The 22,103-nt window shown below is 46.0% G+C and carries 17 protein-coding genes; 2 read left to right on the forward strand and 15 right to left on the reverse strand.

What is annotated here, in order from left to right; translation table 11 throughout:
* Positions 1-51 precede the first annotated feature (51 nt).
* Entirely contained in the window at positions 52-810 is a 759-nt protein-coding gene (locus CHL76_RS10420) for a FadR/GntR family transcriptional regulator (protein WP_269845161.1), read from the reverse strand.
* A 252-nt stretch (positions 811-1,062) separates the two neighbouring features.
* Here CHL76_RS10420 and CHL76_RS10425 point away from each other — a divergent pair, with 252 nt between their 5' ends.
* Both CHL76_RS10425 and CHL76_RS10430 read left to right on the forward strand, forming a co-directional pair.
* A complete protein-coding gene (locus CHL76_RS10425) occupies positions 1,063-2,499 on the forward strand; it encodes a carbon starvation CstA family protein (protein WP_094908509.1) in 1,437 nt (478 codons plus the stop codon).
* A gap of 124 nt (positions 2,500-2,623) precedes the next feature.
* Positions 2,624-3,697: an FUSC family protein gene (locus tag CHL76_RS10430; protein WP_094908510.1), complete on the forward strand. Its 1,074-nt coding sequence runs from the start codon at positions 2,624-2,626 to the stop codon at positions 3,695-3,697.
* A gap of 19 nt (positions 3,698-3,716) precedes the next feature.
* On the opposite strand, the gene CHL76_RS10435 is transcribed toward CHL76_RS10430, so the two are convergent.
* The 14 genes from CHL76_RS10435 to CHL76_RS10500 form a co-directional block, all read right to left on the reverse strand.
* Positions 3,717-5,357: a thiamine pyrophosphate-binding protein gene (locus CHL76_RS10435; RefSeq protein WP_079474267.1), complete on the reverse strand. Its 1,641-nt coding sequence runs from the start codon at positions 5,355-5,357 to the stop codon at positions 3,717-3,719.
* A gap of 26 nt (positions 5,358-5,383) precedes the next feature.
* Positions 5,384-8,188, reverse strand: a complete 2,805-nt coding sequence (locus CHL76_RS10440) for a bifunctional diguanylate cyclase/phosphodiesterase (protein WP_094908511.1) — start codon at positions 8,186-8,188, stop codon at positions 5,384-5,386.
* A 169-nt stretch (positions 8,189-8,357) separates the two neighbouring features.
* On the reverse strand, positions 8,358-9,293 hold the full coding sequence (locus CHL76_RS10445; RefSeq protein WP_079474265.1) for an NADP-dependent oxidoreductase: 936 nt from the start codon (positions 9,291-9,293) through the stop codon (positions 8,358-8,360).
* Between the two features lie 115 nt (positions 9,294-9,408).
* Positions 9,409-9,969 carry an LPXTG cell wall anchor domain-containing protein gene (locus CHL76_RS10450; RefSeq protein WP_094908512.1) on the reverse strand — a complete coding sequence of 187 codons (561 nt, stop codon included), beginning with the start codon at positions 9,967-9,969 and terminating at the stop codon, positions 9,409-9,411.
* 170 nt (positions 9,970-10,139) lie between these two features.
* Positions 10,140-11,075: an alpha/beta hydrolase gene (locus CHL76_RS10455; protein WP_094908513.1), complete on the reverse strand. Its 936-nt coding sequence runs from the start codon at positions 11,073-11,075 to the stop codon at positions 10,140-10,142.
* A gap of 14 nt (positions 11,076-11,089) precedes the next feature.
* Complete coding sequence (locus tag CHL76_RS10460) at positions 11,090-11,521, reverse strand: UPF0158 family protein (protein WP_079474262.1); 432 nt, start codon at positions 11,519-11,521, stop codon at positions 11,090-11,092.
* Position 11,522: 1 nt separating this feature from the next.
* Positions 11,523-12,110, reverse strand: a complete 588-nt coding sequence (locus CHL76_RS10465) for a GNAT family N-acetyltransferase (protein ID WP_079474261.1) — start codon at positions 12,108-12,110, stop codon at positions 11,523-11,525.
* Positions 12,111-12,203: 93 nt separating this feature from the next.
* Positions 12,204-13,010, reverse strand: coding sequence for a teichoic acids export ABC transporter ATP-binding subunit TagH (tagH, locus tag CHL76_RS10470; RefSeq protein ID WP_079474260.1), 807 nt, complete (start codon positions 13,008-13,010; stop codon positions 12,204-12,206).
* Between the two features lie 59 nt (positions 13,011-13,069).
* The gene (locus CHL76_RS10475; protein ID WP_079474259.1) at positions 13,070-13,879 is read right to left on the reverse strand and encodes an ABC transporter permease; all 810 of its coding nucleotides are present in this window, start codon (positions 13,877-13,879) and stop codon (positions 13,070-13,072) included.
* 33 nt (positions 13,880-13,912) lie between these two features.
* Positions 13,913-15,175 carry a CDP-glycerol glycerophosphotransferase family protein gene (locus tag CHL76_RS10480; RefSeq protein WP_094908514.1) on the reverse strand — a complete coding sequence of 421 codons (1,263 nt, stop codon included), beginning with the start codon at positions 15,173-15,175 and terminating at the stop codon, positions 13,913-13,915.
* A gap of 228 nt (positions 15,176-15,403) precedes the next feature.
* Positions 15,404-15,799, reverse strand: coding sequence for a glycerol-3-phosphate cytidylyltransferase (tagD, locus tag CHL76_RS10485; RefSeq protein WP_079474257.1), 396 nt, complete (start codon positions 15,797-15,799; stop codon positions 15,404-15,406).
* Between the two features lie 293 nt (positions 15,800-16,092).
* Positions 16,093-19,047: a CDP-glycerol glycerophosphotransferase family protein gene (locus tag CHL76_RS10490; protein ID WP_158219152.1), complete on the reverse strand. Its 2,955-nt coding sequence runs from the start codon at positions 19,045-19,047 to the stop codon at positions 16,093-16,095.
* A gap of 98 nt (positions 19,048-19,145) precedes the next feature.
* The gene (locus CHL76_RS10495; RefSeq protein ID WP_158219153.1) at positions 19,146-20,693 is read right to left on the reverse strand and encodes a carboxylesterase/lipase family protein; all 1,548 of its coding nucleotides are present in this window, start codon (positions 20,691-20,693) and stop codon (positions 19,146-19,148) included.
* Positions 20,694-20,923: 230 nt separating this feature from the next.
* Positions 20,924-21,745: an MIP/aquaporin family protein gene (locus CHL76_RS10500; protein ID WP_079474254.1), complete on the reverse strand. Its 822-nt coding sequence runs from the start codon at positions 21,743-21,745 to the stop codon at positions 20,924-20,926.
* Positions 21,746-22,103 lie beyond the last annotated feature (358 nt).

Here is a 22,103-nt window from a genome sequence, read left to right on the forward strand (position 1 = left end):
CAAGTATTAGAGGGTGAAGAATTGGAAATTAATCTTCCATAGCCGGACGTATTAGTCGCTTATATGCTCAATGCCTTTGGAGAGGACTTTTTCCACGTTCGTTAAATGAGCGCTCATTGCATCTGCAGCCGCTTCCGGCTTCTGCTCATCTATCGCAGTATAAATTCGCTGGTGTTCGTCAAGAAGCCGCTGGAATGAACGTTTTTCCGAAAATAGCCATACTTTCCTTGTTTCATACATTGTTTTCTGCATGGTGTCGGAGAGCCGGCCCATCATTTGTTTTAATAAAGTGTTTCCGGACGCCTCAACGATCGCAAGATGGAAACGGACGTCTGCCTGTTCCCCAAGATCGTCGGTGTCTGCTGACGCCTGTTTCATCTGGTAAAGAGCGGTGCTCATCTGCTCGAGATTTTCTTTTGACCTCCGCACCGCTGCAAGCTCGGAAGCCCCTTTTTCAAGCACATGCCGGACTTCGAACAACTCCTTCATTTCCTGTTTCGAAATAAGAGTACGGCTGTTCATCATGTCCGTAATAGTAGAAAAATCATATTGATTCACAAAGGTTCCTTCCCCCTGGCGTATGGTTACAATTCCTACTGCACGCAGCGCGCTTAATGCTTCACGGACGGCTGAACGGCTTACATCGAATTTCTCTGCGAGAGCGACAACAGAGTCGAGCTTTTCGCCAGGCTTCACCTCTCCCCGCTTGATCATATCCTCAATTTTTTCCCGGATAACTTCAGCTATTTTTTTCGTTTCAATACGGTCCATGGTCATTGCCCGCTCTTCCTTCCGTTCACTATTTATCATCATTGTATCACCCCACAGGGCACCAGTACTATACTTACCCCCTTTTTACCAACGAGGCCAAGGCGTGAGAAAGAATTGCTTCCTGCCAACAGGACCAGAAATCACTTTTTATTCAGCTTTTCGCGCTTCTATTACTTTTATATGAAAAAAGTTTTGTTTTTTCCACATAGACGATTGTCATTTTGGAAAGAACAAGTTAGAATTTATAACAATGGTTTTCTCTAGTACATTGCAGCAAAGGTGGGGCTTTTTATGTTATCTTTTTTTATTGCTATTATCCTGTTAATTGCCGGTTACATTGTTTACGGTTCCTTCGTGGAAAAAACGTTCGGCATCAATGACCGTAACAAAACCCCCGCGTATCATAACGAAGGGCATATCGATTACTCGCCTCTCAGTTGGTGGCGCGGCAGCCTTATCCAGTTATTGAATATTGCCGGGCTCGGCCCGATTTTCGGGGCGCTCCTTGGAGCCTTGTATGGCCCCGTCGTATTTTTCTGGATCGTACTCGGCACTATTTTCGCCGGAGCCGTACACGACTACTTCTCGGGCATGCTTTCTCTTCGGCACAACGGCGCCCAGTTTCCAGGGCTCGTAGGTAAATATCTCGGCCGCCCGATGCAGAGCTTTATTAACATCGTCAGCATCTGTTTAATGATTCTTGTGGCCGCTGCCTTTATTGCCGGTCCCGCCGAATTAATTGCCAGCCTGACACCGCTCAGTTTTCTTACCGCCATTTTTGCTATTTTTGCTTATTTTTTATTAGCTGCCCTTCTTCCGATTCAGCGGGTCATTGGAAAGATTTATCCTCTTTTCGGGGCGGTGCTTATTTTTATGGCGGTCAGCATTGCCGGTGCACTTGTATTTTCAGACGCCACGATTCCAAATGTGACGCTTGCCAATCTCCATCCCGAGGAACTGCCGGTGTGGCCAATGGTTATGGTGACGATTTCCTGCGGTGCCATTTCCGGGTTTCACAGTACCCAAAGCCCAATTATTGCCCGTACGCTCAAAAAAGAATCAGAGGGGCGTAAAGTATTTTACGGAGCCATGATTGCCGAAGGCGTCATCACCCTTATCTGGGCTGCCGCCGGTATGGCCTTTTTCGGAGGAACCGGAGGGCTTCAGGCTGCCATAGCTGCCGGCGGCCCGGCCGGAGCTGTTAATGAAATTTCGACAAGCCTTCTTGGCACGCTCGGCGGTGTACTGGCCGTCCTTGGCGTTATTTTGCTTCCTATTACCACAGGGGATACTGCCCTTCGTTCCTCGCGGATGATGCTTGCCGAACTCGTGGCAAACGCCGTCTCCCTGAAAGGAAAGCCGCTTTTAATCCTAACCATCGTGCCAGTTGTTATTCCGGCATTACTTTTATCCATGATTGATTATTCCTTTTTGTGGAGATATGTCGGATGGACCAATCAGCTGGTCGCTACTGTGATGCTTTGGACAGGCTGCATGTACCTGCTTTATGCCGGTAAAAATCATTTCATCTGCGGCGTTCCGGCGATGTTTATGACTGCTGTAGTCTGCTCCTATATCTTTTACGCTCCGGAGGGTTTTGGCCTTCCATACGGCCTTTCCATGACGATTGGAGCTGTGCTGACCGTATTCGTGCTTGCCTGGTACGTCTTTAAAATAATTTCCGCCAGGCGGCAGGGAGCGTATGAACAGGTCGAAAAATCCATCTGAAGCCTCTTGGCTGTCCGCTTTTCTGCGGGCGGCTCTTTTTACTTCAAGCACGCTGATGAAACCGCTGCATGTTCATGCTACACTAAATACAGGCGAGAAATTATGATAAAGAAGGCGGCTTACTATGCACTACTGGAGAAAAATTAAGCGGCGGTTCATTGGCGGAAGACTGATCAAAACCGGCATTGCTGTTCTACTCACTGCCTTTGTATGCGGCATTTTTGATCTCCCGCAGGCGTTCGCGGTCATTACTGCCATCGTCACGCTTGAACCGACAGCAGCTGCTTCTATACGTAACGGCGCCCAACGGCTTCCAGCCACCGTCATTGGAGCAGCTCTTGCAATGATTACCGTTTATTTATTCGGGCCTACCCCGGTAACCTATATGACTGCTTCCGTTTTAACACTTTATTTTTGTAATATGTTCCGGCTCCGAGATGGCATGCTTGTCGCTACCATTACAGCTGTGGCAATGATTCCGACAGCGAGTGATCATTATTTTTTAACTTTTGTCGAACGGGTCGGCACGACCTTTATCGGGCTCGCAATCTCCACGGTAATCAATTTAACGATCCTCCCTCCAAAATTTTCTTCCCTGCTCGCTGAGCAGAATCGCAAAATGTTTGTAGAGACCGCTGAAATTTTTGAACTGCGGCTCAAGGAAGTTATGAACGGCCAACGCCCCTCAGCGCAGGTGATGGATAAATATCACCAGCTTGAAAGCGACCTGGAACGGGCCATTCAGCTTTCTTATTACCAGCAGGAGGAATGGAAATATCATAAGAAAAAGGATACAGAAGCCAGAAGATTCACCCGGGAGCAGCGTCAGCTTCATTTTCTAGAACGGATCAGCTACCATATTAACCGTCTATTTAATTTTGAAACAGATGGCTATACGTTTACAAAAGAGGAGATTCAGCTGATTAGCGATATTATTCCCGCAATGTCACAGACAATTCATCACTTTGGGGAACAGATTCCCGAGGAACAATTCCGGCTGATTGAACGTCTCGACCGCTGCTTTTGGAAAAAACGCCAGCATGCCTCACGCCCAAATATAAAAAAATATCATCACCACTTTTCCACAGACGTTATTATTATTTTTGCTTTGTTATCCATTCATGATGTACTTGAAGAGCTTGAGGAACTCCATTTTCCCGAGCAGCCCGAACAACAGCAAACGCCCCGGCCTTCCTAAGGCACGGAGCGTTTTCTTTTTAGGATTTACTAAAGGATGATAAAAATTTCACCCGGTCTCCCATTGGAGGCGTCTGCTCATCAATAAGCTGAATCTCAAGCACAGCCGGGCAATTGTCTGAGCATAGATCTCTATAAAGATCCGGAGTAATATCCTCCATGCTGCGGACAGTAGCATATTTTACCCCCATTTGTTCTGCAATAGCCGCTACCGGAACCATCGATTGTTCAAATCGATCGTGCATTCTGCCGTATTGAAGCCGGTGGCCGTGATACACCATTCCGAGCCTTGCGTTATTCATCACGATAAACAAAATAGGCAGCTGGTACTCTTTGGCTGTGAGCACTTCCATCCCATGCATAAAGAAGCAGCCATCTCCCGTAATGCTTACCACCGGGCGCTCAGGATCTGCAAGCTTCGCTCCAAGGGCATTGGAAATTCCTGAACCCATGGCGCCAAAATGTACATTGATGTCATACGTATCTGGTTTTTTTACGTCCATATAATGAATCACATAGCTCATAAACTCTCCGATATCCACCGTAAAAAGCGTATTCTCTGGCACGTGGGACTGAAAACGCTGGAGCACGTTTTGCGTTTCGTATTTTTCGTTTACTGCTTGTGGAGGAATTTTTGCCTGCGCCTGACTTTTTTCCCCGGCTGCCGGCAGGCGAAGTTTATTGTTTATTTCCAGGATCGTTGTCTGGGCGTCGCCAAGTAGAGAGATATCTACTTTATATTTGCGGTCAAACACCGTCGGGTCATGATCGAGCTGGATGACAAACCGATCAGCAGTCAAAGCCGGATTCCAGTTGTTTGTGGCCGTTTCCCCAAGGCTTGAGCCTATAATGAAGATAATGGAATTCTCTCTGTCTTCCATTACTTCTGTGGCTGTTTGATGGCCGGCAAAACCGTAAACACCACGTGCATTCGGGTGATTTGTCGGCACAAGTCCTTTAGCCTGCGGTGTAGTAACCGCCGGCCAGCCCAAATAATCCACCAGATTCATGATATCCGGCATTGCGTCTTTAGCACCCTGGCCAAGGAAAATGATGCCCTGACGGTTACTCGAAAGTATACGGGTTGCCTCCGACACGTTGCTTTCAACTGGTGAGAGCCGGCGCTTGGCTGGATATTCCAGCAGCTCAGTGCTGCCTTCGAGCATAGATAATTGAATGTTGATCGGAACCGCTACGTGCACTGGTCCGGGTATCCCGGCGAATGCTTTGCATACTGCTTCCTTAAATACTTCACGCACTTCGTGGATGCTCTCCACCCGCCGGCTGTATTTAGCGACCGGGGCAAACATCGGAACAACGTCAAGCTCCTGAGAAGCATTCAAGCCTACTGTCGATGTTGGCACAGAGCCAGTGATAAACAGTACCGGGGTCTGCTCTCTCATTGCATTTGCTGCACCAGAGAGAAGATTCGTTGCCCCGGGGCCGCTGCTCGCTATACAAACTCCAAGCTTATCCGAACGCTTCGCGTAGGCGGCAGCCATATATCCGGCTGCCCCTTCATGTTTTGTAATAATTGGCGTAATATCAGCGTGCTCATACATTTTATCAAAAAGAGCATTTACCGATCCCGCCGGAATACCGAAGACGTAGTCCAGTCCACCCTGCCGCAAATAATCAATTATCCACTGAGCTGCTTTCATTCCGTTTATCCCCCCACTAATTTTTACTAGTTATTACAAAATTCAGGAATTTTACTTGCCTGTATTGGTTTACTATACAGGAAACCTTGAACTAAATCACATTTATTTGCCTGCAGGAATTTCTGCTGTTCAAGCGTTTCAACCCCTTCAGCAATCACATGAAGGCCGAGGCTGTGAGCAAGAGCAATAATCGTAGTTGTAATAGGGGCGGAGCTGCTTTCCGATTTAATGTCATCAATAAATACTTTATCAATTTTCAGCGTATCAATTGGAAATTCCCGGAGGTACTGCAACGAGCAGTAACCGGTACCAAAATCGTCTATCGAAATGCGGACGCCGATGCTTTTAAGCCTTCTCATTGTTGTAACTGTTTCTTCCGTATTCAGCAGCAGCGTATTTTCCGTAATTTCAATTTCTAAAAATTCTGGTTCTAGCCCGGTGCGGGCAAGCACTTCTTTCACAGTTTCCACCAGGCTTTCCCGCTGAAATTGCTGCGCGGAAATGTTTACCGCCACCCGAAGACTGCAAAGTCCCTGGTCATGCCAGCTTTTTGCCTGAGAACACGCCTCATTTAAAATCCATTCGCCGATAGACGTAATTAAGCCAGTATCCTCAGCTATCGGGATGAATTCCGAAGGAGGGATTTTTCCGTAGACGGGATGATTCCATCGCACAAGTGCTTCTACCCCTGTGACAATGTTTTTACTTAAACGGACCTGAGGCTGGTAAAATAATTCAAGCTCATTATTTTCCTGTGCCCGGTATAAATCATTTTCAAGCCGGATTTTTTTCATATCTGGTCCCATTTGCTCGGAAGAAAACGCCCGGTACGTATTGCCGTTCATTTCCTTTGCTTTATGCATTGCCGAATTGGCGTTCTGAATTAAGTCATCTGCCAATTGTCCATCAAGTGGAAAGAAGCTGATACCAATACTCGGTTTTACATACACTTCTTCTCCTTCAAGGTAAAACGGATTGCGGAACACACGCAGAATATGTTCTGCAGTAGTCGTAGCCTGGGCCATGTTATCCAACCGGGGAAGGATTAAAATAAATTCGTCTCCTCCCTGGCGGGCAACAGTGGCAGCTCCGCTCACCATTTCCTGGAGACGGTAGGCAACTTCAGTTAATAATTCATCTCCACCGGCATGGCCGAAACGATCATTAATTTGTTTAAAACGATCCAGATCGAGAAACAATACGGCCATTTCCTGGTCGTGCTCTTTGGCTTCCCGGAGCGTCTGGCTCAGACGGTCATGAACGAGCATCCGGTTGGGCAGGCCGGTGGTACCGTCGTAGTAAGCGTAGTACTCAATGCGCTGCTCCATTTCTTTTCGCACCGTTACGTCCCTGACTGTCAGTACATACCCGACTACTGCGCCTTCTTCAATCTGGCTCGAAATAGTGTATTCAAGTGTTACCAGCCCTTTTTCAGGATGACTCATATATGCTTCCCCGCTCACTGGCTGAATGGAATCTGAATTCAGATAAGAAGCGAAAACATCAGAAAGAGCTTCTTCTTCATTTTCTATATGATCAAGAATCTCTTCATAGGACTGAATGCTGTGGAATAATTGGGTGTCTGTTTCAAGCATGTGTTCGGCGGCTTCATTGGAAAACATGACAGTGCCTTCCATCGAAAAACCGATAATCCCTTCATCTACCGTATTCATGATCAATTCTTTTTCTGTATTGACCTTGCGCATTTCTAAAATCAGCCGCTGAAGCTCTTCATTTTTACTTTGTATTTCTTCTGTCCGGCGTGCAATGATGCTTTCCTGGCTTTCAAGGTTGTATAAATGAATGAGTACAGGTGCAGTCGCATTGACAACTGACTCCACCCTGCGCTGCTGGGCTTTTGTATACCGGGCCGGCTTTTCACCGAGGTGGGCGACAACGATAACGCCGAGTACCCGGCCGACAGAAATCATTGGCACCATAAAAATACTTTTGATGTTAAAAACGTCACAGATTTCCTGAAATATTCTGTTCTCCTGGGCCACATCCTCTACAAATAACGATTGCTTTGTTTGAACTACCTGTTGGAAAAGCTCGTCGTTCGTCTGGTCCATCTGCATACGTTCGTGAATGTTTAACCATTCATTCTGTTCGAAATCGCTTTTACGGCTGAGCTTTGAAGGCATAACTGTTTCTTTAGAAACGGGATCAATGATATGCAGACTCACATTGTGATTATGAAGCTCATCACCTATATGATTAAAACAAACATCAATCGCTGAGTCAGACGTCTGTGAATGTGCGAGCTGTTCCATCACTTCGATGAGCGTCTGTTTTTCGTGCAGGAGTTCTTCAATGTTATGCATCGCCTGGCTGTTACGAATCGCTACCGCAGCCATGTGTACATATGCTTCCACTGTTTCTATTTCAGATTCTGTTAAATTCATTGGGACCCCGTAATCAAACAAATATACGAGCCCGAATAATTCGTCCCCGTGAGAAATCGGAACTGTAAGCATCGACCGGATCTGAAAGAAATCGATCGTTCTGGCATCGGGTCTGTTATCTTTGGACGTATCAGCAATATAGATCGACTGCCTTGAGCTGATTACTTCACGGGCCAGGTGGTCCACCTGAGGATCAACTACATGCAGGTCTATAGTCATACCGCTCAGTACTTCCGGCTTGCTGACGTAACCTCTGTAGCGCTCTCCATCCTCCGGGAGATAAATACCAACCGCATCGCATTGGATAATTTCTTCTGATATAGCTGTTACGACGTGTTCAAGGAGTGTTTTAATGTCTAAATTGGCATTGATCAGTCGTGTAATCCTAGCAAGACGCGTATAACGATTGTGTTGTCCGTTTGACATCGAATCGCCCCTGTCTGTCGATGATTCAAAAGCTTTACCTTTATTATGCACTAATATTTCAATAGCAGGAAATTTTTTTCTTTATTAAAGTCCTATTTTTCTCTGCTATTCCCCTGTTATGTAGAAGACGTTTCATTTCCCGGAGGAAACGAATACGCCTCATAGATCTCTAGCGGACCTTAATGACTATTTTACCACGGGCACGACCTGCTTCGCTCTCTTTATGTGCAGATCGCAGCCCTTTTTCTGAAAATTTATGCCTGCTGTTGATTTCCACCTGCAAAGCGCCTTTATTATACAGCGAAGTTAAGCGTTGGAGCTTTTCGCCTGCTTCCTGCAGCCATACGAACTGGGCAGTAACTCCAGCTTCTTCTGCTTTTTCCTGGGAAGGCGGCGCAGCTACCGAAGCAAGTCTTCCACCAGGACGGAGCACCTGGAAGCTTTCCTCATGCACACTTTCCCCTACTGTATCTAATACCATATCATAATCAGAAATGACATCCACCACGTTTTCTTCTTCATAATTGATCGCCACATCGGCACCCATCTGTTTTAAGAATTCCTGGTTTTTTCCGCTTGCTGTAGCTGCGACATAGGCACCCATATCTTTAGCCACCTGTATCGCAAAATGGCCGACGCCACCGGAACCTCCCTGAATAAGAACCTTACTGCCTTGAGTGATTTCTCCAAATTCGAGAAGGCACTGCTGCGCTGTCATTCCGGCGAGTGGAATGCCGGCTGCCTCTTCGTAGGACATTGGCTCAGGAATGGCTACTAATAGCTCCTCATCCACCACTGTCTGTTCTGCATAAGTACCGCGTGCCGTCAATTTCGGCCGTGCAAACACTCTATCCCCTGGTCCAAAGGAGGTTACGTCTTTTCCAGCTGTGCGGATGACCCCTGCTACGTCCCATCCTAAAATAATAGGAAATTCGAAAGGTATATCGTCTTTCATATATCCTTCCCGCAGTTTCCAGTCGATCGGGTTGATGGACGTGGCATACACATCTACAAGCACCTGTTTGTCTCCGGGAGTTTCCGCTTCCATTTCTCTTTCCACTAGTTCATCGGCACTGCCGTACTGTTCGATTACAATTGCTTTCATTATGAGCCTCCTCTCCTACATTCCTCATACCTTTTACTTCTTTAAATAAAACACATAATAAAAAACCGCCGCACCTCATGGCGCAACGGTTAGGGAGCAGGATATGCGATAATAATTAGTGGGACGTTACCCGTCTGCGTACAAGTAAAAGAGCTCCGAGGCCGGCGACTGCTGTTCCCGCCAGGGCCCAGGCTGGTTGATTTGTAGCTGTTTCCGGCATTTCGCCGCCTTCTTCTACAGATTCTTCAGTCATATTTTCATCGGAAGCTTCTGTGGAAGCAGCTTCTTCTTCATTAGTCGTTTCTTCTGTAGTTCCTTCGTCGGAGGAATAGGTTTCTTCTTCTATCATGTTTTCTTCTGTAGTAGAAGTGGTATCTTCTGTGGTGTCAGCGGAGGAACCGTCTTCTGTAGTTTCATTTTCTTCAGAACCTTCAGCTGCCGCATCAAATTCACTTTCCATACCTTCTGTTAATCCTTCGCATGGTAAGTTGTCATTATCTGCGTCTAAGTTATGTGGATCGTCACCTGGCCCATAGTTGTTGTCTTCCCAGAAGGCCAAAACTTCTTGTCCATCACTAAAATCTGAACAGTTTTCATCATCCGCCGATACCGGCGCGGAAATTCCCAATGAAATTACCCCTGCGCTGAATAGACTCACTAGCCATTTTTTTGACACACAAATTCCTCCTTATTTAAGTACATATACCTAGCCCCCTACTATTATCTTAGGTAATAATTTGTGAAATAACAATATTTTTTTGTATTATATGTAAATTTAATTTACATATAATACAAAAATCCCTCCTGCGGGATTTTACACAGGAGGGATCTTTTTTCAATATTTATTCATTCCGCGAGAACGTCTTTCACCGGCTCTAACGCAGCGAGAAGCTCTTCATCCACCTCGGGGAAGGCCCGTGTCCAATGCAGGAAACCGTGAATCATGCCTTCTGCCCGGCGCAGGCTGACCTGCCCGCCCTTTTGAGCAATGGCTTTGGCAAACGCCTCTCCCTCATCCCGCAGTACATCATTTTCTGCAGTAACGATATGCGTAGGCGGAAGTTCACCAAGGCGTTCAAAGGCCAACGGGGCAAGGTGCGGATTATCTTCGTCCTCCCCGTCGGCGTACTGTTCCATAAACCATTCCAGATCCCGGAGCGACAAACCGTACCCACCGGCAAACATATCAACCGACGGAAAATCATGCTCCCCGCTGACGCTTGGATAAAAGAGCAGCAGGGAAGCGATTTTAGGGCCGTCTTCCTGCAGCACCCGTATAGCAGTTACAGCCGCCAGGTTACCGCCGGCACTGTCTCCGGCCAAAGCGATTCTTTCCGCATCCAGATTATGCGGCTCAGCGTTTTCCACCAGCCACAATAATGCATTGTACGCATCCTCTGGCGCTGCTGGAAACGGATGCTCAGGAGCAAGCCGGTAGTCCACGCTCACAACCGCGCAGTCCGACTCTTTAGCGATAGCCCTGCAGATATGGTCGTGGGTGCCAATATTTCCAATCACAAACCCACCGCCATGATAATAAACCATGGTTGGGTAGCGCTCCATTTCCGTATCAGGATAGTAAATCCGAAGCGGGATCTCACCGTATTCCCCCGTGGTCATCACATCCCGGAGACCGCCGGCTTCATCAACGTTTACATGTGAAGTTATAACATCAATGCTGTCGTTAAACTGGCCCCGGGCTTCCACCGGAGTCAATTCGTGTATCTGCATCATGCTTTCCTGTTCTTCCAGAATTGCCTGCAGTTCTTCATGTACAGCCATATTATCCGCCCCGCTTACTCTTCTGTTGCATGGATCGCATGTTTTTCATTCAGCTCATCATAATCGAGCTGAAGCAGCTGCAGCCAGTCCTGGACATATTTTTTGGCATTGTCCCGTTCGAACTGTTCCCACTCGCTTTCGAGCCCGAATTCTTCAATCTTTTTTTCGAAAGATAAAAACCGGTCCTCTTCCTCCAAAGCTTTTTGCAGCGTATTTTCTTTATCGTCCGGCTGTTTTGAAGCAAATTCCTGCATCAGACGCGTACTTTCTGCTTTCGTAATCGTCGGAATTGCCACTAGGTTGGCGCTCTCCTCCGAACTCCAGGAAAGCGGCGTGTCTTCAGAAACCGTTTCTACAAAGACGAGCCCAAGCTTTTTATCCAAAACGAACATGAACTCATCAAACTGCTGTAGGTATGCTTCTACTAAATCGTCCATCAATGCCATGTTATTCGTGCCCCTTTTTCTTGATTTCAATGCTTTCCGTTAATTTCGTTTTTACCTCGGGCCATTCCTCTTTTATAATGCTGTAAACTGCCGCATTGCGCACACGCCCGTCCGGCAGCATACGCTCATTGCGCAGAATGCCCTCCTCGGAAGCGCCCAGTTTTTGAATAGCTTTCCTGGCGGCTTTGTTTTGTTCATCTGTTTTAAACTGTACACGAACAACCCCCAGAGTTTCAAACGCATATGTGAGAAGTAAATATTTACACTCCGTATTCACGCCGGTGGAACGCACGCTTTCACTGTAATACGTAGAACCAATCTCAGCTGTTTTCCGGGGCATGGAGATATCATACAGCCTGGTTGATCCCACAATTGCCCCGTCCTTTTTCCGCCTTACAATAAACGGCTCTGTATCTCCCTGCTGATGCAGCTTAAGAGCCTCTTGAACAATTAGCTTCATATCCTGTTCATTATGCATCTTTCTCGTCATGTATGTCCAATTGGACGGCTCTGAAGCAATCTTAAACAACGACTCCGTATGTTTTTCTTCCAGCAATTCCAGCTCAAACTGCTCACCTGTCAAACGCAATGTATTAGCTCCATTTCCTTTAATGAGATATATTCATCATATCATTCTAAGCCTTTAGCCCAAAGTGAAAAGCAGCACCCCTCGGGATGCTGCTTACTCGGTCACTGCCCGGACAGCGCTTTGCTTTTCAAACCCCTGGTTCCGGAACGCTTTTTTTTCTTTCGGGGTAAAAGCGTTATATTCTTTTAAGAAAGCTTCATATTGTTTTAAAATTTCAGAAGCTTCTCCTTCCGCCCTTATTTCGCCAAATTCAAGCCAAATTACTTTATTGCAGAATTCTTTCATCTGTGTCAGTGAATGACTGACAAAAAACATGGTTTTGCCGCGCTGCTCGAATTCATGCATTTTATCCAGGCATTTTTGTGCAAAGGCTTTGTCTCCTACCGATAAAGCTTCATCTACAATAAAAATATCAGGATTAACAGTAATTGAAATAGCAAAGCCAAGTCTCGACTTCATCCCGCTCGAATATGATTTCACCGGCTGGTCAATGAACTGTTCAAGTTCGGAGAATTCAATAATGTCGGGCTCCATTTGCCGGATCTGCCGCTTGGAAAAACCGAGCATCAGGCATTTCAGCTCAATGTTTTCCCGTCCTGACAGCTTTCCGTTCAAGCCGGTGGAAACGGAAATCATCGCGGCTTCCCCGTTCGTTTTTACTGACCCCTTCGTCGGCGGAATAGTTCCGGCAATAATGTTGGAAAGAGTTGATTTTCCGGACCCGTTAACCCCCACGAGTCCAATAATATCCCCTTTATCTGCCTTAAATGAAACGTTATGGAGCGCGTAAAATTCTTCGCCGTAGCTTTTTGGCAGAAGAAGATCCTTCAACCGCTCGGCGTGCGTATCATACAGCTTGTATTTTTTTGAGACATTTTTCACTACGACGGATTTTTTCATTTGCTTTCCCCCGTCTCTATCCTCGTTGTGTATTTTGTAAAACCATCCGCCCGGCCAGCTTACAGAAAATCCACAAAATGCCGGCGGAAACGCACGTGCAGTACGGCGCCAATACTGAAAAGCACGAAAACCAGCGCCCAGAAATACAGCGTATAGCTGGCGTTGGTGATAAAATACCATTCCCCGTAAAAGAAGCTCGCCCGGTACCCCTCCACGAGATAATACATAGGATTGATTTTCATCACAGGAATCAGCCAGTCAGGCAGACGGTTGTCCATCGGCCACAGTATCGGGGTTAAATACAAAAACACCCGGATGGAAGATTGGATAAACACTTGGAAATCCCGGACAATCACTGTGAGCGTGGAGGTGATCATTACCACGCTGATGACAAGCATAATAGCTGCCACAAGAAAATACGGGATCTGCAGGTAGTAAATGCTGATCGGGTGCCCGGCAAACTGCATGTAAACGATCGTAATCGCAAGCAGCGCCAAATGCGGAAAGAGTCTTGAGATTACTACATAGGCCGGGATGATGCTCGTCGGAAAGTTCATTTTGGAAATCATTTTAATCTTTGAAAAGATAGCTTTTGATCCATTAGTTACTCCCGGCTGGATAAAAAACCATAGTATAATGCCCGCAAGCATCCACGTCAGAAAAGGAATACCATCAACATCGCTCCGCTGACGGATGCCGTAGCCAAAAGCAAACCAGTAAATAGCGATAAACAGAAGCGGACTGATGATTTCCCAGAATGAACCAAGATAATTACTTTTGTTTTTAATTTTTGTTTCATACACCGCCAGCCGGTTGATCAGCGGAATGCTCGTCCATAATTCTTTCGCTACGGTTAGTACTGCATTCATATCGTTTCCCTCTTTTATCCTCTGCCCAACTAGTTAATTTGCGTTGAACACTTTTTCCACTACGCGTTTGGCAGCATAACCGTCTTCCCATTGATTGAATTGCTTTTCAAAATCGGCCACTTCTTTATGGTAACGTTCGCGGATAGTGCCACTGTTTTTAACCTCTTCAATAATTTCTTCGGTATTCATGACAAGCGGTCCCGGTGCTTCCTGTTCAAAATCAAAATAGAAGCCGCGCAGCTTGTCGCGGTAGCTGTCGATATCGTACGTATAAAATATCATCGGGCGTTTCAAAATGCCATAATCAAACATCACCGAGGAATAATCGGTAATCAGTACATCACTGATTACATAAAGGTCCCGAATATCCTCATATGCAGAAGCGTCAATTGCGAAATCTTCGTATCCGGTCACATCCAGATGGTCAGAAACAAGGTAATGCAGGCGCAGCAGCAGTACATACTCGTCTCCAAGACGTGTTCTCATTTCCTCAAGATCCATGGAAAGGGTGAATTTGTACTTCCCAATAAAGTAGTATTCATTATCTCTCCACGTCGGAGCATACAAAATGACTTTTTTGTCTTCCGGGATACCAAGATTTTCTTTAATCTTCTCCATATCTGCATTTGAATAATGATGCAGGTAGTCATTTCTTGGATAACCAGTTTCAAGCAGATTATGCTTGAATTCAAATGCTCTCCGGAAGATTTGGGCGGAGTAAGGATTCGGGGCTACCAGGTAGTCCCAGCGCCCGGCTTCAAACAGAAAGTTTCGTTTGTATTTTTCCGTCGTCGTGCCCGGCATGGTTACTTCGTTCATGTCTTTAGCAAGTTTTTTGAGCGGCGTGCCGTGCCATGTTTGAATATACACCGTTTTATCCGGCTTGGGGATCCACTTTGGCAGTCTGCTGTTAAACACCCAGTACCGGGCGCGCATCAACACAATAAACCACCGGAAAGAAAAACGCTTGATTGTTTTTAATCCCCGTTCTTCAAAAAGCTTTTTGTAACGGTGGTCAATGCTCCAGTAAAAGCGGAGCTTCGGATAGTCCTGCTGCATCTGTTCATAAATGGCCCGCGGGTTACAGCTGTACTGTTTGCCGTAAAAGCTTTCAAAAACAATGATGTTTTCGTTTTTGGGAAGCTTTCCTAGTACTGAGAGCACCGCTTTATAGAAGTTTTTACCATTGCGGAGCCTTTTGATTTTTTTCCATCGCTTCTTTGTCCGTTTTTTTATATTCTGCCACGAGCGTTTAAATTTCTTTTTATATTTTTTCGTCCATTTCTTTTTTGCCATTATCGTCCCTCAATTTTTTAAAAGTTTATATTTTAGATGCTTTGAAGCATATCCTTTTCCATTCTATCAAAAAAGAGCTTAACAAAAACGACAAACTTACAAAACAGGTTTAAGTTTTTGTAAATCATTGTTTAATTTTCATCGCAACAAAAAAAGGGAGAGAACAACTCTCCCTCCCTGTCTGCTCAGGTTCTCCGCTTAGGAAGGCGAAGCCTTTTTGAGTGAAGTTTAATAGTTTACGAGCAGTAATTCTTGTTTAATTTTTGTCGTTGAAATATCCGCAGTACGCGGCAGATACACTACTTCACAGTACGGGCGGAGAAAATCGAATTTCCCGTGCCAGTCATCACCCATCACGAATGTAGTAATGTCATGATCGAGCACATCATCGATTTTCTGCTCCCAGTTTTCTTCCGGGATGACTTCATCTACATAACGAACCGCTTCCAAAATCAGCTTACGCTGCTCGTACGTGTAATATGCTTTTTTGGATTTCAAGTCATTGAATTCGTCTGTCGATATTGCTACCACCAAATAATCTCCAAGCTCTTTTGCCCTGCGGAGAAGATTAATATGCCCCCAATGAAGCAAATCGAATGTGCCGTAAGTCAATACTTTTTTCATAGTAGTGCCCCCCTATATTCCGTTAATTTTTACTCTGTATTTTATTCTTCTACACAAATAATTTCCTCAACAAATTCTTCATTAAAAATTTACATTTATCAACTTGACGCGTTAATTGTAACACATATACCTTGCCAAACATGTCGTCTAATCGTGGGAAGTGGGGCCAACTTTCTATAAAACTATGTGACAGAAGGCACAAGCTTTACATCTTTTCACACATTTAAAGATATTTTAATATAGTTTATGAACAGTCGAATCCCTCAAAAACGGAAAAGAGTGCCCCCGCTCCGTCATCTGTTTTCTTTTTCAAGCTCTTTGGCGGCCTGGAAAATGCGTGCGGCGTTCTGTTTGTCAGAATAGCTAAAAATCATCCTCCTGTTTTCACTGACAGCTTTCTTTTCAGCCCACCCTCGTTTTAAATGGCGCCGCAGACTTTTTAACAGCTCTTCTTCAGAATGCACCACATCCCCAAGAAAAGTCTCTTCCAGTGGCCGGAGACTTCCTCCCTGGAAAAACCGCTTCGTATCAAAATGATAATAGATGACGGGCTTCTGCATATATGTGAAATCGAATGAAACGCTTGAGTAATCAGTAATCATCAGCATACTTTCCTTTAACAGCTGCTGGACCGTCTTTTTACCCAGTTTAACTATTTCAATTTTTTCGCTTTTGATTTTATCGAAAGCATCCGTATATTGCTGCATGCGGTAGTGCGGATAAAACTGCAGCACGACATCGTTTTTTTCTAAAAACCGGTGCAGCTTCGGATTTTCCAGAAAGCTTTTGTACCGGCGATAATATTCTGACTCCAGAAAGGCTTCTCTAGAATGCAGCCACTCCCGCCAGGTCGGAATAAAAACAATTTTCCGCTCTGCCGGAGGGCCTTCAAGGAGATTATCAAACCTCGACAAGCCCGTCACCTGCACTGTCTCTTCGTCGTAATGCATTTTTTTCATAACCATTCTCTTTTCACTTTTCGAGCTTACACAAAATAAATGAAACGGATATTTATAATATTCCTGGTTATATTCCACACGCTTGCGCCCAAGAACACCGTGCTGCAGAAAAACTCGCAGGCCATGCCGATAGGATTCCATCAATGTTCCTTTAAACGGAAGAAAGTATTCGATATCATGCGATCCGAAAAAGGCAGTTGCCCGCAGGCACACCTCCACATGCTCATCGCTTCCAATAATCAATACATTTCCGAGCTCTTCCACGACTTCCCGGTCCATAGAGTCACTTTCGATGGCATAGTACACTTCTATTTCGGGATGAGCTGTCCGGCAGTATTTGAAGAAATGATATCCTGTATCCTGCGCGGTGTCGGGACGCTCTCCCACCACCCAGACTCTGGATTGTGCCCCGGCCTTTTTCATCTTTTCATTTTCCTCCTGCAGCTTTAGAAATTGCCTGCGCGGATATGTTATTGTTTCGATTTTTACATTGCCTCTCGGGGTGTAGGTAACATACCAGGAAATTGCCTGCTCTCCTTCTTCAAGCACATAGGAATGCAGAATTTCATCTTTATAATAAACAAAATCTTTTTTCCCAAGCTTTCGTTCGTGCATGAATTCCCCGGCATGCAGACGAATATGCAAATCCAAAACGGCTTTGTCACTGTGGAGCCACCGAAAATCTTCAAAAGCCGCTTCCGCTTCAAATTGTATCCAGTTATCTTTCAGGTGTTGACTTTTGATAGAAAAGTGATGCTCCTCTTTTGTTTCCCGGTTTTTCACTACTACAGATGCTTGCTGCCTTGGCCGCAGATTACGTGTTAGTGTTGTAAAACGAGCCTGCCCTTCAATAATGAATTTCCCGTTCTTTACCTTCATCGATGTAATGTCCTTGGCAATATCGATTTCATCAATGGAGAAAGCAACACGTTTGCTTGTTGTACGGTAAAACTGGTGACGATAAATTTTATTCTGATGATACCATTCGTGCTTTGTATTTTTCACAAGTTTTCTATTATTGGAACGCAGCCGGTAGTCAATATCCTCTTCATCGCTTCTCACACGGAGATAGAGATCGGATCGACCGAGCCGGTAGGGCGCCCCCCCTGTGCCTGCTTCATTTTTAAATAAATCCGTCACTTCGCCGTGAAAGACGTATTGTGCCCGTTTGGAATGAAGCTTATACATATGCACAGGCACAACAGCCTCTTCGTTGGTGTCCCGGTTTTTCCAGACGAGCTGCCAGGCATCCGGAGTATAGCGGTTCCAGTAAAGCGTACCCCGGAAGTGAATGCTTCCCTGCTCGTAGCTTGCCCGCACTGTATACAGCTTAACGTTTTCCGTCTGAATCATGATTGAAGCTGAATAATTCTGGGTGCGGTACAGTCGGAAGCTGACTGCTCCTTTTTCATAGTGCGGGGCATACCATTTAGATGCTTTTGCTATATCTTTAGCTGGCATATGAAGACGGTGCCTCCATAATGGTTTATCACCGCCATCTGTGATATAAAAATCCCATACTCCTGTAAAATGGCTTGAAGGATCAAGCTCAACGACTGCCGACCACCATTTATCGCTCTCCCATTCAACAGGGTAGTAATATTTCTGGGATTCTCCGCGCTTTTTCAGTATCAGCTGAAGCTTTGACGGCCAGCCGTTTGCTTCAAGCAGATGCCTGGGAGCCGTACCGAGCAGCTTCCACCCGATGCTGACTTTTTCTACATCCATCAAGTAAGCCGGGAAAAGTTTAACTTTTTTTCCGGACGGCCTGGTAACCCTCAGTTCCAGGTTGTTAAATTTGTTGACCACCGGCCTGAACAGCCAACCCTTCTCATTTACACCAATCGTTCCCTTCTGCAGCCAGGTCGTCCCGCTCCGTCCCGTTTTTAGACGAAAACGAATGCCTTCCTGGCGGCTTGAAAGCACGGCAAATCCGATGGCTTTAAATGGCACAGCGGTGTCCAGCTTCTCGAACAGGACGTACGGCACAAAGCCTTCAAATGTCGAAAAACTCCGTCCGTTTCGCGTATCTGTCGCAAAAAAACGAAGCGGCACCCTGATCCGGTTTTCCCATTCCGGTCCCGACGCCCATTCAATAAAAGAGTACTCTTCTTCAATACGCTTTGGCAGCCGTTCATTGCCAATTTCAATGCGAATCGTTATTCCATAGTCATCTCCAAGCCATTCCTTTGCCCGGCAGCTGTACTGCTTTTCCTTCCACGGGGATTGTCTCTTTTTTAACTGCTGGACCGGTGTCCGGTAATGCGTTTTTATTGTTGGGGCTTTCATCTCGACGCTCTCCTCTGTCATCAAACTATCTGTACTATGTAAAATGCGGACTTTGGGAAAGTCCGCATTACGTTTTGTATTAGTATAGCATACGCGTATTAATAGCTTCTATAAGCGGACCGCTGGGTGTATGTTTCAGGCACCCGGGCTTTCCACGCAAAATCATCCTCCGCATGATCATGACGCCTAGGCACCCACTTCTTCCCAATAATCATCGTCTCCGGCCGTTCCTTTGTATACTGCTTCCATTCCGGGATTCCAGCGTGCCCGGGATTTCCCTCACTTGCGAAACGCACCCAGGCGTCCTGCATGCGTCGGGTGAGCCCCGGGTTTTCGTTTATTCCGAGCAGCGTGCGGTTCCGAAAGGAAAAGGCTGTTTTAACTGTGTTAAACAAATATCCCAACTCCAGGCCATGACAGGCTTTCAACCAGCGGGCTTCCACGCTGAAGCGGTACTGGTACACTTTGCCTCCTGCTTTAGAATAAAGCTCGCTCAGTTCCGTGTGATACAGGCGGAATGCCCGGTCTGTAAACATTTGCATAAAAATCTTCGAGCGGCTCCATTTCGGATATCTTTCTTTATAGTCCTGGTAAACCGCCATTGTGGTTTCCTCTGACATATGCTCGTATTTTCGAAGATAAAATAATACGTATGTAGCTACTGAATGTTTCTGTCGCAGCTCCGGAATCAACAGCTTAAAAAAATGCATTTCGTTGGCGTTTGAGCCGTGAAGCAGCTGTACTTTTCCTGCGTTTTCCTGAATAGCCCGCTCTATGTCAAACGGAATAATTTCTCCATCAGTCGTTGGGGCAAACATCCTTGACCCATTGTACGGGCCGTTGGAGGTGAAGTTTTTGTTTACAAATGAAACAGTGGTTTTTACCAGGCTTTCCGCCGGAATGGTGCAAATATCATTCATGGAATGCAGGCCGAGCTTATAGATGAGCTGGTCGGAAATATTTGCCGCGTCCTCAACCGAACGGCCAAGCCCGGTAATCACCCCGCTTTGAGCAATTACTTTCTGAAAAAGCCCCCGGGCAGCAGGAGCTGCAAGCAGCGCTGTTACGCTGATACTGCCCGCAGATTCTCCGAAGATAGTGACGTTACCGGCATCTCCGCCAAAGCTTTCAATATTTTCCTGCACCCACCGGAGTGCTTCTATCTGGTCAAGCAGACCGAGATTTTTCATGTAGGCTTTTTCCGGCCCGCATATACTTTCGGCATCCAAAAAGCCAAATATGCCAAGCCGGTAATTAATGCTGACCATTACGACTTCTCCCCGGGCAGCCAGAGATTTTCCGTCATATAACGCCTCCCGGTTCGAGCCGCTATTAAATCCCCCACCGTGAATAAATACCATCACCGGCCGCCGGTGTCCCGGCTCTTCATCCGGTCTCCAAATATTTAAGTGCAGGCAGTCCTCCGATTCCCTCCCCTTTTTAAGACCTTCCACGGACTGCGGGCAGGCGGGCCCGTACTCTGCTGCATTATATACTTTCATCGCTCCGCCTAAGCGTTCCGGTTTTTTGAACCGCTCCGCTTCTGCGTATTTTATTCCTAGATACTCCTGGACATGTTTGTATAAACAGCCTTCGTAAATCCCTGCAGGCGCATGCAGCCGCACACTTCCTTTTGATTTTTTCATTTTATCCTCCATATATTTAAAAGCGTTGGATTTATCCTGTAGGTTCTAAATACGTACCTTTCCTGGGATTAGTCGACAGAACAACCCGCAGGTTACACATGAGTAGTTACATATTTTTACAAATTTTTAATTATCGTTGTCTTATTTATTACTGTTACTTCCGCTTCTTTTCCCCTACAATTAATAAAAAACTGCAATGCTCCGTGGATGGAGATTGCAGTTTACGGTAATTAGTTTTTCACGTCCGGATTGCTGACTTTTGTAGCTCTTTTATTCGTGGTGTAGAGTGCACCGAGGACGATAAGGACCACAATACTGAATAGTGCCAGCACGCCATAGCCCTCTCCTAAAAAGCCGGCCCGGTAAACAAGTGAGCCAAAAATACCGCCAAGCGCGGGCGCAGCAACCGGAATCCAGGCGTATGGCCAGTTGGAATCCCGTTTACCTGCAATAGGCAGCAGGGCGTGAGCAATACGCGGACCTAAATCCCTGGCCGGGTTGATCGCGTAACCAGTCGTGCCGCCGAGCGACAGCCCGATAGCACCTACAAGAAAACCGACAATAAGCGGATTCAGGCCTTCCGTGAACTCGTTTGCTCCTATACTGTTTAATACGAGTAAAAATACGGCTGTCGCGATAAACTCACTTAAAAAGTTCGCAAATCGGTTAGGAATCGCTGGGTCTGTCGAAAACGCCGCCAGCTTCACATCAGCGTTCTCTGTTTCCTTCCAGTGTCCAAGGAAATGCCAGTAGACAACGGCTCCGCCAAGTCCCGCCCCTATAATTTGAGACACGATATAGCCGGGCACATCCGCCCACGGGAAAGCACCAATAGAAGCAAAACCAAGAGTAACAGCTGGATTCAAATGCGCGCCGGAAAACTGGCCCACAGCGTACACTCCCATTGCTACAGCAAACGCCCAGCCAAGCGCTATAACAATCCAGCCTCCACCTTCAGCTTTTGATTTGTTTAAGTTAACATTTGCCACAACTCCTCCGCCAAAAATAATAAGTATCATCGTACCGATGACTTCCGCTAAGTATATCGACATCTTTCCAGCTCCCTTGTAAGCGTTTGTAATTTACAGACATAAGTATCAAAAGCCGTTTCATCGCCTTAAAACGACTAAAAAACCGCACACTTTGCCCATGCAGAGCTAATTAGTGTGCGGCTTTCATTCGACTCAGCCCGATTTATTAACTTAAAAAAACTTTAGCACGAAAAGAAAACGCTGTCAATTCAAAACGTGAGGGTTGTCACGTTTCATTTTACTGTTTAACGGTTATTAAGTATACCAGAACCATATTATGAAGCTGGAGACCCAGATGAATACACTGTCGGTGAAAACGGTTGGAATTAAAGCTAACCCGTGAGCCGGAAAAGAGACTACTCTTTTCCGGTTTTTTTAT

This window comes from Marinococcus halophilus (assembly GCF_002265875.1).
Classification (GTDB): Bacteria; Bacillota; Bacilli; order Bacillales; family Marinococcaceae; genus Marinococcus; species Marinococcus halophilus.

What these genes read in the sequence shown, in the direction of transcription:
- CHL76_RS10460 (WP_079474262.1), bottom strand. Translation starts at nt 11,521, where the DNA reads ATGGCATTGATGGACGATTTAGTAGAAGCATACCTACAGCAGTTTGAT.
- tagD (WP_079474257.1), bottom strand. Translation starts at nt 15,799, where the DNA reads ATGAAAAAAGTATTGACTTACGGCACATTCGATTTGCTTCATTGGGGG.
- CHL76_RS10495 (WP_158219153.1), bottom strand. Translation starts at nt 20,693, where the DNA reads ATGAAAAAATCAAAAGGAAGTGTGCGGCTGCATGCGCCTGCAGGGATT.
- CHL76_RS10425 (WP_094908509.1), top strand. Translation starts at nt 1,063, where the DNA reads ATGTTATCTTTTTTTATTGCTATTATCCTGTTAATTGCCGGTTACATT.
- CHL76_RS10455 (WP_094908513.1), bottom strand. Translation starts at nt 11,075, where the DNA reads ATGGCTGTACATGAAGAACTGCAGGCAATTCTGGAAGAACAGGAAAGC.
- CHL76_RS10475 (WP_079474259.1), bottom strand. Translation starts at nt 13,879, where the DNA reads ATGAATGCAGTACTAACCGTAGCGAAAGAATTATGGACGAGCATTCCG.
- CHL76_RS10435 (WP_079474267.1), bottom strand. Translation starts at nt 5,357, where the DNA reads ATGAAAGCAGCTCAGTGGATAATTGATTATTTGCGGCAGGGTGGACTG.
- CHL76_RS10500 (WP_079474254.1), bottom strand. Translation starts at nt 21,745, where the DNA reads ATGTCGATATACTTAGCGGAAGTCATCGGTACGATGATACTTATTATT.
- CHL76_RS10430 (WP_094908510.1), top strand. Translation starts at nt 2,624, where the DNA reads ATGCACTACTGGAGAAAAATTAAGCGGCGGTTCATTGGCGGAAGACTG.
- CHL76_RS10440 (WP_094908511.1), bottom strand. Translation starts at nt 8,188, where the DNA reads ATGTCAAACGGACAACACAATCGTTATACGCGTCTTGCTAGGATTACA.
- CHL76_RS10490 (WP_158219152.1), bottom strand. Translation starts at nt 19,047, where the DNA reads ATGAAAGCCCCAACAATAAAAACGCATTACCGGACACCGGTCCAGCAG.
- tagH (WP_079474260.1), bottom strand. Translation starts at nt 13,010, where the DNA reads ATGAAAAAATCCGTCGTAGTGAAAAATGTCTCAAAAAAATACAAGCTG.
- CHL76_RS10480 (WP_094908514.1), bottom strand. Translation starts at nt 15,175, where the DNA reads ATGGCAAAAAAGAAATGGACGAAAAAATATAAAAAGAAATTTAAACGC.
- CHL76_RS10420 (WP_269845161.1), bottom strand. Translation starts at nt 810, where the DNA reads ATGATAAATAGTGAACGGAAGGAAGAGCGGGCAATGACCATGGACCGT.
- CHL76_RS10445 (WP_079474265.1), bottom strand. Translation starts at nt 9,293, where the DNA reads ATGAAAGCAATTGTAATCGAACAGTACGGCAGTGCCGATGAACTAGTG.